Annotated in this window: 13 protein-coding genes; 10 read left to right on the top strand and 3 right to left on the bottom strand. The window is 40.1% G+C overall.

Annotated elements, in window-relative coordinates:
- Positions 1-340: 340 nt before the first annotated feature.
- A complete protein-coding gene (locus DP117_RS22000) occupies positions 341-1,336 on the top strand; it encodes a DUF1350 family protein (protein ID WP_169220375.1) in 996 nt (331 codons plus the stop codon).
- A 36-nt stretch (positions 1,337-1,372) separates the two neighbouring features.
- On the opposite strand, the gene DP117_RS21995 is transcribed toward DP117_RS22000, so the two are convergent.
- On the bottom strand, positions 1,373-2,941 hold the full coding sequence (locus DP117_RS21995; RefSeq protein WP_169220374.1) for an NB-ARC domain-containing protein: 1,569 nt from the start codon (positions 2,939-2,941) through the stop codon (positions 1,373-1,375).
- A gap of 310 nt (positions 2,942-3,251) precedes the next feature.
- On the opposite strand from DP117_RS21995, the gene DP117_RS21990 reads away from it, so the two are divergent.
- From DP117_RS21990 to DP117_RS21970, 5 genes are all read left to right on the top strand, one after another.
- Positions 3,252-4,511: an FAD-dependent hydroxylase gene (locus DP117_RS21990; RefSeq protein WP_169220373.1), complete on the top strand. Its 1,260-nt coding sequence runs from the start codon at positions 3,252-3,254 to the stop codon at positions 4,509-4,511.
- Positions 4,512-5,649: 1,138 nt separating this feature from the next.
- A complete protein-coding gene (locus DP117_RS21985) occupies positions 5,650-7,839 on the top strand; it encodes a transglycosylase SLT domain-containing protein (protein ID WP_169220372.1) in 2,190 nt (729 codons plus the stop codon).
- Positions 7,840-8,056: 217 nt separating this feature from the next.
- Positions 8,057-9,211 (top strand): RNA-guided endonuclease TnpB family protein, encoded by a 1,155-nt coding sequence (locus DP117_RS21980; protein ID WP_211176276.1) that lies wholly within the window; start codon positions 8,057-8,059, stop codon positions 9,209-9,211.
- A 134-nt stretch (positions 9,212-9,345) separates the two neighbouring features.
- Positions 9,346-10,155, top strand: a complete 810-nt coding sequence (tatC, locus tag DP117_RS21975) for a twin-arginine translocase subunit TatC (protein WP_169220370.1) — start codon at positions 9,346-9,348, stop codon at positions 10,153-10,155.
- 151 nt (positions 10,156-10,306) lie between these two features.
- Positions 10,307-10,444 carry a hypothetical protein gene (locus DP117_RS21970; RefSeq protein WP_248277765.1) on the top strand — a complete coding sequence of 46 codons (138 nt, stop codon included), beginning with the start codon at positions 10,307-10,309 and terminating at the stop codon, positions 10,442-10,444.
- Here the strand turns inward: DP117_RS21970 and DP117_RS35520 are convergent.
- Positions 10,432-10,584 carry a hypothetical protein gene (locus tag DP117_RS35520; RefSeq protein ID WP_211176275.1) on the bottom strand — a complete coding sequence of 51 codons (153 nt, stop codon included), beginning with the start codon at positions 10,582-10,584 and terminating at the stop codon, positions 10,432-10,434. The two genes, DP117_RS21970 and DP117_RS35520, sit on opposite strands and share 13 nt — an antisense overlap.
- 93 nt (positions 10,585-10,677) lie before the next feature.
- Complete coding sequence (locus DP117_RS21965) at positions 10,678-10,989, bottom strand: DUF3067 family protein (RefSeq protein ID WP_169220369.1); 312 nt, start codon at positions 10,987-10,989, stop codon at positions 10,678-10,680.
- A gap of 226 nt (positions 10,990-11,215) precedes the next feature.
- Between DP117_RS21965 and petC the strand changes: the two genes are divergently transcribed.
- The 4 genes from petC (at position 11,216) to DP117_RS21945 (ending at position 16,295) form a co-directional block, all read left to right on the top strand.
- The gene (gene petC / locus DP117_RS21960) at positions 11,216-11,755 is read left to right on the top strand and encodes a cytochrome b6-f complex iron-sulfur subunit (protein ID WP_169220368.1); all 540 of its coding nucleotides are present in this window, start codon (positions 11,216-11,218) and stop codon (positions 11,753-11,755) included.
- A gap of 99 nt (positions 11,756-11,854) precedes the next feature.
- The gene (petA, locus tag DP117_RS21955) at positions 11,855-12,856 is read left to right on the top strand and encodes a cytochrome f (RefSeq protein ID WP_169220367.1); all 1,002 of its coding nucleotides are present in this window, start codon (positions 11,855-11,857) and stop codon (positions 12,854-12,856) included.
- 519 nt (positions 12,857-13,375) lie between these two features.
- Complete coding sequence (locus DP117_RS21950; RefSeq protein WP_169220366.1) at positions 13,376-14,662, top strand: proton extrusion protein PcxA; 1,287 nt, start codon at positions 13,376-13,378, stop codon at positions 14,660-14,662.
- A 169-nt stretch (positions 14,663-14,831) separates the two neighbouring features.
- Complete coding sequence (locus tag DP117_RS21945) at positions 14,832-16,295, top strand: serine/threonine-protein kinase (RefSeq protein WP_169220365.1); 1,464 nt, start codon at positions 14,832-14,834, stop codon at positions 16,293-16,295.
- Positions 16,296-16,311: the final 16 nt, after the last annotated feature.

Here is a 16,311-nt window from a genome sequence, read left to right as displayed (position 1 = left end):
CCCGCAAGGGGAGTGTAGGTAGTTCACAAACCTGCAACAGTGATTCTTCCTAACCAAACTATGCTCTCTTCTAATTTGGAATAATTGAGCATTAAGTTGCAGAGGAAATATTACCACACCCGTAATTAGGTTAGCTTCAGCTTCTCAACTGAGAATAATCTAGCTAACCTACTCTGCATTTACTTTGATTTATACAAGGGAGCAGTGGCAGTAGTACAAGCATAACTTTTTACTCATGGGATAATTCTCCCACAAGCCAGTTCACCTGACAACACCCGACTGCATAAGTTAAATGAGACAACACCTAATACTAATCAAGTGACTGTTGAGGAACATCTCTATGGATAAAACATTTAAATTTCGACCTATATCCTGCAGTTGGGTTGCAGTTCATCCAAATCCCAAAGGTGTTATTCAATTTATAGGTGGTGCTTTTTTCGGTACTTTTCCAACTGTTTTTTATCGATACTTTTTCAGACAGTTATTTAACGAAGGTTACACAATAGTTGCCCTTCCATTCAGGTTTAGCTTTCGTCATTGGCCCATTGCTATTAGTTTATTGAAAGAGCAGGGTGTACTTGCTGAAGAAATTCCCAAAGTTGCCAAAAGACTAAATTACCAAACCGATATCTACCAAGATAAAACCAGATATTTTTGGATTGGACACAGCTTAGGATGTAAATATATTACTCTTCTAGAATTTCTCAGTGGCGAGCAATGGCCTACAATTGTACAAGATTGTGTTCAAGATAGTGAAGACCAATTTCAACAGATTGAGAAGAGTATTAAAGATATTCCTCTCGAACAACGTTCTATCAAGGGTCAACCATCTTTACTCATTGCACCAGATATTAGTGATACACAAAGTGCCATCCCTAAACCTCTGGCTTTTATAGCGCATTTCCTTGATAAAATTAAGCTTGGGGTACTTCCTACGAGAAAACAAACTCAGTGCTTTATCAAAGGTAGTAATTTATTTAACTTAACTGCACTCATTTCGTTTGATAAAGATACAATCGCCGGAAGTCAAACTGACGTAAACAAAGATTGCGAGACTAGAGAAAATAGTGATGTGCTTTGGCTGATAGAACAGTTAAAGTCTAGAAAATTCCCAATCCTTGATCAGGAAATACCAGGGAAGCATTTAGAACCAGTTGGTGTCAAAATAGGGAATTATATCGTTGATTTCAACCCATTGGATAAATTTATTGAACCTATCAAATCTAGGCAACTTGAACCAGTCGTCATTCGATTTCTCGATGAACTAAAGGAAAGAAAACAAATGGCAAAGGTAGAGCAGTATTCTGTGTCAGCAATTAGGGGTGTAACTCTGTAAGGGTGTGAGGGTATAGGGGTTTCCACAACCGGATTTTTATAGCAGTTTCAGTAAATTATATTGTGCGTATCCAGTTATCTCAGTGGAATACCCCTGCAACTTTGAGAGCAAATTTTTCACTTGTACTTGCATTCTGTTTGCATCTCCTAATCTCAAGCGTAGATGCTCTTGAACTCGTGTGAGAATAAGACGTATTTGAATGGCTTTAATGTCGTCTGATTCATCCTCTTTGACTAAAGCATGGCTTTTTAATAAGCCTAACTTCTCAATTGACGTAGCTTGAATTGCTTCAATGATATCCTGACAAATTTGTTTGATGAATTGATTGATAACATACTTCGTCACGACAGGTTGGAGGGTGAATAAGATAGCACTGCTATCAGTGGTTTCTTCTTTTTCGATCAGCGATCGCCTACTCAAAGATTCTAGCGCCACCACTAATTCAGACCCCGATACCCCAACTCCTAAGTTTGTTTTTAATTTAGCTAGTGAAATCGGCTGATACTCTATTGCTAACCAATAAATAATGACTTTTTCTAAATCTGACAAGCGCTCAAACTGTTGGTCAAGAAGATGAGAAAAAATATCACCAATGACTAAAGAACTTTGTGAGATAAATTGCGCAATATTACCATTAAATAAATCTTGAATTGTTGAAGCGATAGTTTTTAAAGCCGCTGGATGACCTCGGTATAGTTGAATGAGTTCTTCTAACCCGTTTTCTAAGCCAGAAAAACCTTTGGTAGCCAAAAGCTTTTTTGCCTCTGGTATTTTTAAGCCTTTGATTTTTAAGGCGCGGATTGCTAAAGTTTCACCAGCCAGTGAGGTGACTTCTACAGGTTTTTCCCGGCTTAGTAACAGCAAACAGCTTTGGTGATATTCTTCTCCCACTCGCTTAAGCAACTCACCGTAACCTTCGTAGCCTGAGCAATAGTACCCAGCTATACCGGCATCACGTAGAATCATTTCCCAATCATCAAAGATGAGTAAACAACGATAACTGCGTAAGGTGTTTAGTAGGCAAGATATTTGACCATCTATCGTCGCTGGTATCGCTGTTTGTGATTTGCTCGTCAAAAATTCGTTGATATCTGTTAAGATTTTAAGCAAAGATGGTGCATGGCGCAGGCTTTGCCAAATCAGGTATTCAAATTTGTCTTGAATCTGTTGTGCTAACTTGGCAGATAAAACCGTCTTTCCAATTCCGCCCATTCCAATTAAAGCAACAAGTCGGCATCGCTCACTAACAATCCATTGCTTTAAAGTGGCGATTTCTTCATTGCGCCCGTAGAACAGCGAAACATCTATCGCCTCTCCCCAATATTGCTGTTTGTTACTACTGTTTACCTCAATTTTCCTATCTTCTAGCTGAGGTTGAGTCTCAACATCGTATTCAGCAATCTCCTCACAATCGAGTTGTAATCGCTGACAAATATCTACGAAAGTACCATAATCAACAGGTTTACCTGTTAGAAAATTGCTGACTGTAGCTAGAGCTAATCCTACATTCTCAGCCAACACTCTTTGACTAGAAAAGCCATTTCGTCTCACAGCTAATTTGGCTTTTTCAATACAATCCCGACGCACTCTGAGCGACCTTGACATGGCTCATCCCATGACAACTGTTCACATTGTACACGCTACAAGTCAGATTGCCAGAAACGTACACATCGGGACGGTTTTGGAAAAAAAGCTCTAAAACTTTTGTTACGTACAGCAAATAGTGACGCGCTTGATCACTTTCAGCATTGGCTTACCGTCCTCATCCGGATACTCAATTGGGGTTTGAAACTCCAATTTTATTATTTTTCTGGAATGGCATTTATATACTATCGCTAACAATTCAGTTACCATTTGCTCTATAACGCTCGTTTGCGTCAAAATAAGAATAAAAACGCTGTAATTTATCTTAACAATGGTGCAAGCACAACTTTCTCAAACCCTTTATCCTCCCCAAACATCGACACATACGCGGGGATATGATTATGATTTGGTCATTGTCGGCGGCGGGATTGTTGGCTTAACCTTAGCTTCTGCATTGAAAGATTCTGGGTTAAGTGTGTTGCTGGTAGAAGCAAAAGTAGAATCAGCAGCAGTAGCCAAAGGACAGGCTTACGCGGTGCATATGCTTTCGGCGCTGATTTTTCAAGGAATTGGAGTTTGGGACCAAATATTGCCCAACATCGAAATTTACCGTCGTGTGCGTTTTTCTGATGCTGATTATCCTAACGTAGTGGAATGGGAAACTGGTGATATAAAGACAAAAGATTTAGGTTACGTCGCAGAACATCAAGCACTGTTGCATCCTTTGCAAGAGTTCGTCAAAAATTGTCCCAACGTAACATATCTGTGTCCTGCCCAAGTGGTTAATATCCAGTATCAGCAAGATGTGGTCACAATGGATGTTAAAATGGAAGACCAAATGCGGACAGTTCGCAGTCAATTAGTTGTAGCCGCAGATGGTTCACGTTCGCCGATTCGTCAAGCTGCTGGAATTAAAACCCGTGGCTGGAAGTATTGGCAGTCTTGTATTGTTGCCTTTGTTAAACCAGAAAAATCTCACAACAACACAGCATACGAAAAATTTTGGTCTAGTGGTCCATTTGCAATTTTACCTTTACCAGGAAACCGTTGCCGGATTGTCTGGACTGCTCCTCATGAAGAAGCAAAGGCTTTATGCGCTTTGGATGATGAGCAATTTTTAAGAGAATTACAAGCGCGTTATGGGAATCAGATGGGTAAGTTGGAATTACTAGGCGATCGCTTTATTTTTCAGGTACAACTCATGCAAAGCGATCGCTACGTTCTCCATCGACTCGCTTTAATTGGTGATGCAGCACATAATTGCCATCCTGTCGGTGGACAAGGCTTGAATTTGGGCATTCGCGATGTTGCTGCTTTGGCGCAAGTATTGCAAGAAGCTCATACTCAAGGTGAAGATATTGGTAACATTCAAGTTCTCAAACGTTACGAACGCTGGCGTAAGCTGGAGAACATGACAATTTTAGGTTTTACTGATTTATTAGACCGGATATTTTCTAATAACATCTTACCAGTAGTCATAGTTCGTCGTCTGGTGTTATGGATGATGCAACGAATACCTATGCTAAAAGTATTTGCTCTCAAGCTGATGATTGGGTTGAAAGGGAGAACTCCTAAATTAGCACAGCATTGAAATGAGTCATTAGTCGTTTGCAACAGAGTGCAGAACTCCCGGTCAATGTGATATTTTTATCTGAAACCCCACATTCTGCACGCTCAACTGTCACGGGGTCTTACACGTAAAAAATCAGCCGAACCTTGTTTTATTGATCTGTCTACCCCACGATTAATCGAGGGAACGGGGGTCGCGCCACGTACCAGAAACAGCCAGCCCTCATACGACGAGTACTCGACTTGGAAAACAGTGAAACAAAAACAAGGGCTGGCTGTTTCTGGCGGGGACAATGCGTCGGCTTGAAGGTTCGGCTGATTTTTCGGGGACAAATGCGTCACAATCGGTTTTGGATGTTTTTTAGAAGGAGATAAAGCTATTTCATATACCATATACTCCTGAATCAACGGAGAAAGAACGATTTCAAAGGATCATTTGTAGCTAAAAAACAAGAAATATTTAAGTGATTCTGCTGTGTGACACCCCAGCGTGCGGAATGTATGTTAAATCTAAAAAAAGACTTTGTTGGCAAACAGCACATAATCGGAGTCCGAATCAAAAGGCAATCATCAAACAATTGTCCTTTTTCCTTTAACCGAGCAGTATTAGGGGATATAAGTCTTTTAATTTTCAAAAATCAAATAGGATTGTCATAGCAAAGCTATGAGTCATTGAGTTTGCTAAAATACTCTGCTCATCAAATAAATTAATTCCTAATTATACTACTTTAGCATCTTCCATTAGAGGGATAAAAATAGAAATATAAGTTTATTCAAGAGCATCACAATTTAGCACATTGAAAACGAAATTTATGTATTAATTGTGACTAAATAACTAGTTTTTTTTTGTAAAAACCAGTATTGATTGAGTTTTACATTTGATATGACTAGTCATTTTAAAGACAAAAAAGTCAAAAGTATCTTAAGTACTGAATATGAAAAACTAAAGATAGGATGTAAGAGTCGTATATCTTGAGTTATTAAATCTTTAACAAAGATGACTTACGCAAAGATTCTGTCAATTATTCGTAAAATTACTAACTTACATCTAATTGTCGATTCCGAAGATAAAAAATACAAAAGTTAAAACTGAAGACGTTGACCACTAGTGATGCTAAAGTGGCAAGAAATTCTTCATGTGAAATTTTCAGCGGAAATCAATGCTGAAGAAGCTACAGACAAAGCATATTTCTCTAATCGTGGGTGCCGGACTATGTGCCTTTTTAGCTGGGGCAGTCGTGTCAGCTCCCGAGATAGGAAAATCCCTAGGACAATGGCTTAAACCACGCAATACTGAGCCTGAAAAGCTCTCGGAAGAAACCAAAGCGAAATCACCCGTTTTTGCCTTGGTATCACAATCTCCACAAGAGCGTGGTGCAAAACTAGAAGCAATAAAGGAGAAGTCAACATTAGCAGATCGAAATCGCGCTCGTTATCTTTTAGCAAGTGATTTAATTGAACGAAAGCAAGCTCAAAGCGCGCTCTCGTTATTAGAAGGCTTAGATAAAGATTATCCACTTCTTGCGCCTTATGTGCTACTAAAACAAGCACAGGCACATGACATCCTTGGAGAAGAAGGTAAAGCCTCAGATCTTAGGCAGAAAGTGCTCAAAGAGTACCCCAAAGAACCAGCAGCAGCCAAAGCTTTGTATCTGATCGGACTCAAAGAGTATCAAGACAAAGCTTTAGCTGAATTTCCTTCCAATCCCCTGACTTGGGAAATCATCCGTAAACAGTTGCAGGCAAATCCCAATCAGCCGCAATTGCAGTTAATTTTGGCAAAATATGCCTATGATCAACCAGGAATCGTACCTGTGTTAGATCAGATGGCGAACAACCCCACCCTGAAACCCGAAGAGTGGGACATCGTTGGTACAGCTTACTGGGAAAATAATGAATTTGGCAAAGCAACAATAGCATACGCCAAAGGAACTAAAACACCCCGCAACCTCTATCGTATTGGTAGAGGATGGCAGGTGAGTGGAAAACGAGCAGAAGCTATTAACGCTTATCAACAGCTTGTGAAGACATTTCCGGATGCAAAAGAAACAAGCACTGGTCTGTTACGCTTAGCAGAAATGGCAACAGTACGCAAAGACGCTTTGCCATATCTTGATCAAGTCATTACTAAGTTTCCTAACAAAGCAGGTACAGCACTGGTAGAAAAAGTTAAAATTCTTCAGGCTCAAGACCAAAAGGCAGCAAGTGAAGCGACTAAGCTACTTCTGACCAAATACGGTAACTCTGAGGAAGCAGCAGAGTATCGCTGGAAAATAGCACAACAAAAAGCGAAGGCAAAAGATTATAAAGCTGCATGGCAATGGGCAGAACCGATTGCGAAAAATAACCCCAACAGTATTTTGGCTCCCAGAGCGAGCTTTTGGGTTGGAAAATGGGCAACAAAATTAGGGAAAAAGGAGGAAGCAAAACAAGCTTATGAATATACCCTCAGCAATTTTCCCCATTCTTACTACTCGTGGCGAGCAGCAGCAACTTTGGGACTCAATGTTGGTAATTTCAACTCTGTGCGCCAAATGAACCCAAACGTCGTCCCATACCAGCGTCCAGTACCAACAGCGGGTTCTGAGACATTAAAAGAATTGTACCTGCTTGGTCAAGACCGTGATGCTTGGTTACAATGGCAAACAGAATTTCAAAACAAAATGCAGCCAACAGTGGCAGAGCAATTTACTGAGGGTTTGATGCAGCTGGCAAAAGGAGAAAATATCCTCGGAATTGATACAATTTCCAAATTGGAAGACCGCGAAACACCAGAAGAACAAGCACAGTTTAAAACTCTCAGTCAACAAGTCACCTATTGGCAAGCTCGTTATCCCTTTCCTTTTCAAAAGGAAATTGAGCAATGGTCCGAAAAGCGTCAGCTTAATCCTCTGCTAGTGACTGCGCTCATGCGTCAGGAATCACATTTTGAGCCAAAAGTTCATTCTACAGCAGGTGCGGTTGGTTTAATGCAAGTGTTACCAAGTACAGCAAAATGGATCGCACCACAAATTCAAGTGGACAGCAAAAAAATAGATTTGGAAGATCCGAACGAAAATATCATGTTCGGGACTTGGTATTTGGATCACACTCATCAGCAATATGGTAATAACTCAATGCTTGCGATCGCCAGTTACAATGCAGGTCCTGGTAACGTTTCTAAATGGTTGCAAACTCTCCCTAAGGGAGATCCGGATGAATTTGTAGAATCAATTCCTTTTGATGAAACCAAAAATTACGTACGTCAGGTGTTGGGTAACTACTGGAATTACACAAGACTGTATAACCCTGAAATTTCCCAGTTGGTAGCAAAGTATTCGACTGTACACCCAGAACTACCGGTTCAGTAATTTTCAAAAGTAGAGACGCTTTCATTCCACGCGTCTCTACCAAGATAATGCTGGAGATTGAGAGCCTCCCACTTTGAGTGGGAGGATGAAAATCGACAAAGACAGGATGGGTGCCTGTTGTTTCATCTTTAAGCAATCTTCATATCCTACAGGTTTATGTAGGATAGGGTAGTTGTATCCACAAAGGTCGATTTGGATAAATATGGCGGAACTAAGTTTGACATTAAAGCTCCCTTTTTATCGACTTAACCAAAGTAAGGCTTTGGAGTTTGAACGATTAACTGTCGTCAATACAGAAATTGCGAATGACTTACTTTGCGTGGATAAAAAAGAGCGAAAGAAGTTAACAAGCGCTGCTTTTCGTCATGTGGAAATTGGTTCGATGTGGATTAATCAAACCATCCGAAACACTAATACCAAAACCAAAGTTAAACACTTTAAGCGAATGTGGTTAGAAGTCAATAACCAAGGTTTTGAAATAGTGAAGTCGGGTGAGTTGTATACCGTCTGTTTTTGTCTTTATCGCGGTAGGAAGGGACGTATTCCTCTGTCTATCCACGGTGCTTCGCATTCCCAAGTTCTAAACAAAATCATACAAGGGACAGCCAACCTAGGCTCTCTCAAGCTTTGTAAGTCGAAAAAAGGAATTTGGTATGCACTTGTTTCTGTATCGATGGAAGTTCCCGATGCAATATCAGTTGAACATTGGATTGGAGTAGATAGAGGACAGAACAATATTGCTGTCGCTGCACTTCCCAAGGGATTTGGCAAGTTCTGGAAAGGTGGGCGGGTGAAAGGGTTGAGACGACAGTTTCAACGTACTCGCGCTCAACTGCAATCTGCCAAACAATTCAAAGAAGTGAAACGACTAGAGCAACGTGAAAGACGAATTATGACCCATATCAATCACGTTATTTCCAAACAACTTGTGCAGTTTGCACAGGATTTTGGAATGGGTTTGCGGTTCGAGGATTTATCTGGTTGTCGTCAAACGATGAGACAGCACAAAAAGACAAAATCTGATGCTGCTAATAACCGTGATAGTTGGGCATTTTATCAGCTAGAGCTATTCACTCGTTATAAGGCGATTCGTTATGGAGTACCAGTCGAATCAGTTCCCGCTCCATACACTAGCAAGTCAGACCATCGTAATGGTGTGATTGGTAAACGAAATGGAGATTGGTTCAAAGGCTTTGATGGGTATCGCTGCAATGCTGATTGGAATGCCTCTCAGAATATTGGTCAATGGCTCGGTTTTTCATGCCCTCTAAATCTATGGCGCTACCGCGCCACGCTACGCTATCAGACCGCAGCAACTGCAATGGTTGCTGCCGATGTAGAGGGTGGGGTCGATTCGAGTCCCTTTAACTAGTAAAACGCGCGCTTCGAGTGGATTTATCCCTCGCTAGTGCAACGACTAGAATCCCCGCGCATTCATGCCGGGGAGTGTCAAATCCACCTGCTTCCCAGATACAATAGTCACAGATGACGCCTTCTCGCTGACTCATGACACCTTCACAAAACGTAGACACAACAACTCCTTCTAGTGTTGACTTTGAAGTCAATGGCGACTCAAAACCGGAAATAGATCCCATAGATCCTCTCGATGAGTTACCCGGTGAAGTCGAAATGTCAATTTTCGATCACCTAGAGGAGTTACGACAGCGAATTTTTTACTCGCTCATTGTTATTGCAGTGGGTGTTGTCGGCTGCTTCCTCGCTGTTAAGCCGATTGTTAAGCTTTTAGAAGTGCCAGCACAAGGAGTCAAATTTCTGCAACTAGCTCCCGGAGAATATTTCTTTGTCTCAATGAAAGTTGCAGGCTATAGTGGGTTGCTTGTGTCTAGCCCGTTTGTGCTATACCAAATTATCCAATTTGTTCTCCCTGGACTGACTCGTCGTGAACGTCGCTTCATAGGACCTGTGGTATTGGGGTCGAGTTTTTTGTTTGCAGGAGGGTTAGTCTTTGCCTATCTTTTGCTAGTACCAGCTGCTTTGAAATTTTTCATCAGCTATGGTGCAGATGTTGTAGAACAGTTGTGGTCAATTGACAAATATTTTGAATTTGTCTTGTTGCTGCTATTTAGTACTGGGTTAGCATTTCAAATCCCTATCATTCAAACGCTACTTGGTGCTTTGGGAATTGTCTCTTCTGGACAAATGCTTTCTGGTTGGCGCTACGTTCTTTTGGGAGCAGTCATTTTAGGAGCAATTCTTACACCTTCAACTGATCCATTTACTCAGAGTCTCTTAGCAGGAGCAGTATTGGGACTTTACTTTAGTGGTATTGGTTTAGTGAAGCTGGTCGGAAAATGACTCTCGCTACGCTACAATTCAAAATTCAAAATGGACTGCGGAGCGCACAGCGATCAAAATTCAAAATTCAAAAATTATTGTCAATTTTTGAATTCCTCCTATAGCGCGAAAACTAGCATACAAAATTTGGATAAACTTTGGTGATTGAGGTATGAAAAATAAGAGTGCTCAAATTACCAAAGTTTATCAAAAAGAGGATTTAATGCACAAGTTAATATTACCTGTCACCAATTTTCCACCTCGTCAAATTGCTGATTTTATGTCTGAAGTTCTTGTCTATGATGGATAGGTTGTGTTAATCCAGCCAGATAGAGACGTACCTTTGGGTAAAAGAATTTTTTGACACTCTTTGAGTGTGAAAATAATGCGATCGCGAACGCTCATGCGCTCGCGCTTTGCGCTCAGCGGCTCCTGTGGAGCATCGCTCATTTTCACAACAATCAGTCATCGCCGACGCTAGTCGCACTCAACCTCAAAAATCTCCAAGGGCGGACTGGCTTGTTTTGGCGGTTTATACTTGAACTACTCAATCAACCATTCTGCAGCGCGTTCACCTAAATTTAACGGAACACTGACAGCTTTACCAAGTCGTGGACGTTCTCGCGTTTCTCTAATATAGGTTTTCACCTGTGTCTCACCACCCAAGCCGCTGAGATAGTTGGCGATACTATTTAAATGTTCTCGATACTCTACCTCACTCAATGGAAAGGACGCTTGCTCTAAATATTTCCACATAACCTGTAGGAATATCCTACCCTGTGTTCGACGCAACTGGACATCATAAGAGCGTCCCCACTTTTCAAGCAACAGTTGGTGTAATTCCTCTCCCGTCATAGCTTCTCTCAAATATTTTTACATTTAGTTATGATGTTAAGTTCCATGACTCAAGTATGATAGGACTATAAAGAAATGTAATCCTACTCAGAAAGCTGCTGGAAATATCTTTGCACAAAATATTCTGGCATCCCTGTGGGCATTATCGTTTTCATTCAGACAAGAGTTTCTTCATGAAAAACTCAAGTCAAATTTGTTAACAAAATACACAAAGAACGCGTAGGTTATGGCTCAATTTTCTGAATCAATGGACGTACCCGATATGGGGCGTCGTCAATTCATGAATCTTCTGACTTTTGGAACTGTAACCGGAGTGGCTCTGGGAGCATTGTATCCCTTTGTCAAGTATTTTATTCCTCCAGCAACTGGTGGTGCTGGTGGTGGTACAACGGCAAAAAATGAGTTGGGTAACGATGTTAGTGTTACTAACTTTTTGGAAAGTCATAATGGTGGCGATCGCGTTCTGGTTCAAGGACTCAAAGGAGACCCCACCTATATTGTGGTAGAAAGCAAAGAAGCAATTGGTGATTATGGCATTAACGCCGTTTGCACGCACCTAGGTTGTGTTGTTCCTTGGAATGCAGCAGAGAACAAATTCAAGTGTCCCTGTCATGGTTCACAGTACAACGCCACTGGTAAAGTTGTCCGGGGTCCTGCACCGTTGTCTTTAGCTTTGAGTCATGCAACAGTCCAAGAAGACAAAATCCTCCTGACTCAATGGACTGAAACCGACTTCCGTACAGGTGAACAACCTTGGTGGGCATAGTCAATGTATAGTTTATAGTTTGGAGTCGAAATTTGGCTCTTGACTAATGACTAATGACTAATATTTGTGAGAATCGTTGTCCTAGTAGTCCTTATAGAGATGAGAAATGTTTGTCAAACAGCGAGTTTAGCTCGCAGTGCTAGAACAGTTATCAAAACATTGCTCGTAGCGATCGCCACAGTGACCTTTTTCTTCACCAGCGATCTAGTCCTACCTCAAGCAGCTTCAGCATACCCCTTTTGGGCACAGGAAACCTACCCCGAAACGCCTCGCGAACCAACAGGGCGGCTTGCGTGTGCCAACTGTCACCTAGCAGCAAAGCCGACCGAAGTAGAAATTCCCCAATCTGTGCTACCTGACACGGTATTTAAAGCCGTGGTCAAAGTTCCCTACGATACAAGCGTAGAGCAGGTGGGTGCCGATGGTTCTAAAGTTGGCTTAAACGTCGGTGCTGTGCTGATGCTACCAGAAGGCTTCAAAATTGCTCCTGAAGAACGCATTCCTGAGGAATGGAAGGAAGAAGTCGAGGGTTTGTATTATCAACCCTACACCGAAGACAAAGAAAACGTTGTCATCATTGGACCACTACCTGGTGAACAATACCAAGAAATCGTCTTCCCCGTGCTTTCTCCAAACCCTGCAACAGACAAGAACATTCGCTTTGGTAAGTATCCTGTTCACGTAGGTGGTAATCGGGGACGCGGACAAGTTTACCCCACTGGTGAAAAGAGCAACAACACAGTATACGCAGCTTCTGCTACTGGTACAATTAGCAAGATTGCCAAAGTAGAAGATGAAGACGGCAACGTCAAGTACGAAGTCAGCATCCAACCTGAATCTGGGGATGCAGTTGTTGACACCATACCCGCTGGACCAGAATTGATCGTTTCCGAAGGTCAAGCAGTCGAAAAAGAAGAACCTTTGACCAACAATCCAAACGTCGGTGGATTCGGTCAAGATGATGGGGAAATCGTGCTGCAAGATGCAAACAGAATTAAAGGATTGATTGCATTTATCGCACTTGTCATGTTAGCTCAAGTTATGCTCGTCCTTAAGAAAAAGCAGGTTGAAAAGGTTCAAGCTGCAGAGATGAATTTCTAAATGAGGAGCCAAATTATCAGTTATTGGACAGGCAAAATGCCTGTCTTTTTTATGTTTTTAAAACTCATTGTTATCTAAACAAGAAGAGCACAACCTCTCAAGTGTTTGTGCAATTCAATGAAAACCAGAGCTGTGTTTTCTGTATATTACCCATGTGTATTTAATTTAAATGATTCACGAGTATACTCAAAAGCAAAGGGGTGAATTTTCTGCTCATCGTGTCTTTGACGAACTATTGCACATCCGCTGTTCTGAGGTTTAGTAAGCTGCAGTCTTACGAACTCGTAAAGCACGACGTTCGTCAAAAGCATGCCCTTGAGTCGAACGCGAGTGCGTGTCCTCTGGACTAACGCCGCGAAGCAAAGCTGTGGCGGGATAGCATTGCAGTCAAAAATTAAAAGACTCATACCATGCGGGAGTCATCAGTTATAAAAAAAATTAATAACTGATGAGCTATGACACGATTTTTGAATTAACTAAAATAATAAGAGTTCCATACATCATGAATCAATATCTACTATGAAAATGTCATTGTTATATAGAAATATGGGGTTGATCCGACAAAAAAGTCAACAATACTTACAGACTGGTAAGAAATGGTTACGAAATAGACCAGATAAAGCACTATCACAAGCTTATGAGGCTGCTTGTAGAATTAAAAATATTGAAACTGAGCAATTTAATGGTCAAAAAATTACTCTGAATTCTGCCAAGTACACTGAAAATGTGATGGCTTATTGGCAAGTTTCTCTTAACCGAGACTTAATGATTATTCAATTAAAACTAGCAGAGTTCCATTTCTATTCTTTTTTACTCAATAAATCAAAATCTGTTTTTGTAGAAAAATTAAATTTGATTGATGAAGTCAGAGCTAAATATTCATTAGAGAATGAAGACAATCATAACGAAATCATATCAGTATCTGAATCATCATTACAAACTAACCATGATAAAGTTAATCATCAGTCAGATTCATCTCATATCGAGAATATGAAAGTTAACCCTGTTTTTAATAAAACAGGTGCTTTCCCTAGATCAATTGGAAGAATGTTCAATAGAATTACTGCGGATTTTTCACCACAAGCAGAAGAGCAATTTCTTAAGAATTTCCAAATTTCTAGAAAGAGAACAAGAACTGCTGTAAGATTTTTGGCCATGCTAGTTATTGTGCCCATTTTAACTCAATATCTTTCTAAACAATTATTAGTTCTTCCAGTTGTGAAGCGTCTAAGAGGTGAAAATTTGAGTCAAGTTTTTCTGAACCATGAAATGGAAGAAGAAGCTATCAGTGAGTTAAAAACTTTTGAGGAAAAACTAAAATTTGAAAGTCTGATTCGCCAAGCACCACTACTCACTTCAGAGGTCAGAGAGCAAAAAGTAAAACAAGAAGTCCATACAATTGCAAAGGAATTTAGAGAGAAAAGCAATAACGCTATTAGCAATGTTTTTGCCGATATACTATCACTTATAGGTTTTGCATGGGTCATTGCTACAAGCAAAAGAGAAGTCATCATTGTGAAATCTTTTATTGATGATGTTATCTATGGTTTGAGTGACAGTGCTAAGGCTTTCTTAATTATTTTATTTACAGATATATTTGTGGGATTTCACTCACCGCATGGTTGGGAGGTTATTCTTGAAGGATTTGCAGAACATATGGGACTTCCAGCAAATAGAAGCACGATATTTCTTTTTATTGCGACTTTTCCTGTGATTTTGAACACGATTGTTAAATACTGGATATTCCGCTATCTCAGTCGTTTGTCTCCTTCAGCATTAGCAACATTGAAAGAAATGGACGAATAACTTCTCAGTCTTTTCAGTGTGTGCAATCAAATTATATATTTTCCACTCAGCATACAACTCTAGAGATAACTTAATTTCTGTTATTCGTAACCTTTACAGGTATGGCATTGGTCTACTAACACAATAAGCTAGATACAGTGGCAGGTTTTTGAACACACGGTGACTTAAAATGCTCGGTCAAACAATATGTGGACGCTACCGCATTATCCGACAGATAGGAAAAGGAGGGTTTGGTAATACCTTCCTAGCTTTTGATACGCAACGACCGGGAAATCCTCAGTGTGTTGTCAAGCAGTTTAAGCCTATGGCTACTGACCCTTTCACTTTACAGCACGCAAAACGTTTATTTGACCAGGAAGCAGAGATACTAGAAATCTTAGGAAATCATGACCAAGTCCCAAGACTTCTAGCACATTGTGAAGAAAAGCAAGAAGAAGAAAAGCAAGAATTTTATATAGTTCAGGAATTTATTCAAGGTCATGATCTCAACCAAGAAATCTTTTCCGGAAAGCAACTTAGTGAAACCGAGGTGATTAAGCTTTTAAGAAATATTTTAGAAGTCTTAGCTTTTGTTCATCAAAAACAAGTCATTCACCGCGATTTAAAACCCTCGAATATTATGCGGCGTCAGTCAGATGGCAAAATTGTGTTGATTGACTTTGGTGCAGTCAAGCAAGTTTCTACTCAAATCACTAATGCTCAAGGACATACTACTTTTACTATAGCCATTGGTACTTCTGGTTATAAGCCAAGCGAACAAGCAAACGGTAAACCTAAATTAACTAGTGATATTTATGCAGTTGGAGTTATTTGCATTTACGCTTTAACAGGAATAAATCCTATATTCCCAACTGACCCCCTTACAGGTGAAATTGTTTGGCGAAATCAAGCACATGTTAGCTCTAAGCTAGCTGATATTATAGACAAAATGGTTCGTTATGACTATCGTCAACGTTATCATTCAGCAGATGAAGTTTTGCAAGCTTTAAAAACGCTATTACCTGATACTTCAGTTGGCAATCAAACCCAGAAGCAGCCTGACACTAAAGTCTCTACAACTAAACCACCAACACAACTACCAGGCTCAACCAAAAAGCTTTTATTTGGCTCGGTAATTGCAGCAGTACTTGCTATAAGTATTGTTGTCATCTATATTTTGAAACCTTCAAACTCAGAAAATTTCCTACAATATGAAAATTCTAATTTTGGAATAAAAATCAAATATCCTCAAAGCTGGGAAAGACAGGATATAAACAATGCTATCACAGGAGAAGTGGTTACATTTATATCTCCCAAACAAAGTGATGTAGATAAATTTCAAGAGAAGGTAACTATAAGCATTGAAAATTTTTCAGGAACATTAGAGGAATTTAATAATTTCTTAATCATAGACAATAACAAAAATATATCAAAAGCTAAGAAGATCCAATCAAATAACTCTTCTCTTGCAAATAAACCAGGAAAAAGATTACTGTTTACTGGAAAAAGTGGAGAAAAAAGTTTACAAAATTTGCAAGTTTTTACTTTAAAAGGTGATCAGGCATACGTTATGACTTACACAGCAGAAAAAGATAATTATGATAAGTTTATCGAAACAGCAGAGACAATGATGAAATCATTTGAAATTCAGTAATGAGCATAGATACAGT

This window comes from Brasilonema sp. UFV-L1 (assembly GCF_012912105.1).
GTDB lineage: Bacteria > Cyanobacteriota > Cyanobacteriia > Cyanobacteriales > Nostocaceae > Brasilonema.
The sequence above is the reverse complement of the archived record's forward strand: the minus strand, read 5'-3'. Positions and strand labels throughout refer to the sequence as shown.

Excerpts from the sequence above, each read along its gene's own strand:
- DP117_RS22000 (WP_169220375.1), top strand. The coding sequence starts at position 341 with ATGGATAAAACATTTAAATTTCGACCTATATCCTGCAGTTGGGTTGCA.
- DP117_RS21995 (WP_169220374.1), bottom strand. The coding sequence starts at position 2,941 with ATGTCAAGGTCGCTCAGAGTGCGTCGGGATTGTATTGAAAAAGCCAAA.
- DP117_RS21990 (WP_169220373.1), top strand. The coding sequence starts at position 3,252 with ATGGTGCAAGCACAACTTTCTCAAACCCTTTATCCTCCCCAAACATCG.
- DP117_RS21985 (WP_169220372.1), top strand. The coding sequence starts at position 5,650 with ATGCTGAAGAAGCTACAGACAAAGCATATTTCTCTAATCGTGGGTGCC.
- tatC (WP_169220370.1), top strand. The coding sequence starts at position 9,346 with ATGACACCTTCACAAAACGTAGACACAACAACTCCTTCTAGTGTTGAC.
- DP117_RS21970 (WP_248277765.1), top strand. The coding sequence starts at position 10,307 with ATGAAAAATAAGAGTGCTCAAATTACCAAAGTTTATCAAAAAGAGGAT.
- DP117_RS35520 (WP_211176275.1), bottom strand. The coding sequence starts at position 10,584 with ATGAGCGATGCTCCACAGGAGCCGCTGAGCGCAAAGCGCGAGCGCATG.
- DP117_RS21965 (WP_169220369.1), bottom strand. The coding sequence starts at position 10,989 with ATGACGGGAGAGGAATTACACCAACTGTTGCTTGAAAAGTGGGGACGC.
- petC (WP_169220368.1), top strand. The coding sequence starts at position 11,216 with ATGGCTCAATTTTCTGAATCAATGGACGTACCCGATATGGGGCGTCGT.
- petA (WP_169220367.1), top strand. The coding sequence starts at position 11,855 with ATGAGAAATGTTTGTCAAACAGCGAGTTTAGCTCGCAGTGCTAGAACA.
- DP117_RS21950 (WP_169220366.1), top strand. The coding sequence starts at position 13,376 with ATGAAAATGTCATTGTTATATAGAAATATGGGGTTGATCCGACAAAAA.
- DP117_RS21945 (WP_169220365.1), top strand. The coding sequence starts at position 14,832 with ATGCTCGGTCAAACAATATGTGGACGCTACCGCATTATCCGACAGATA.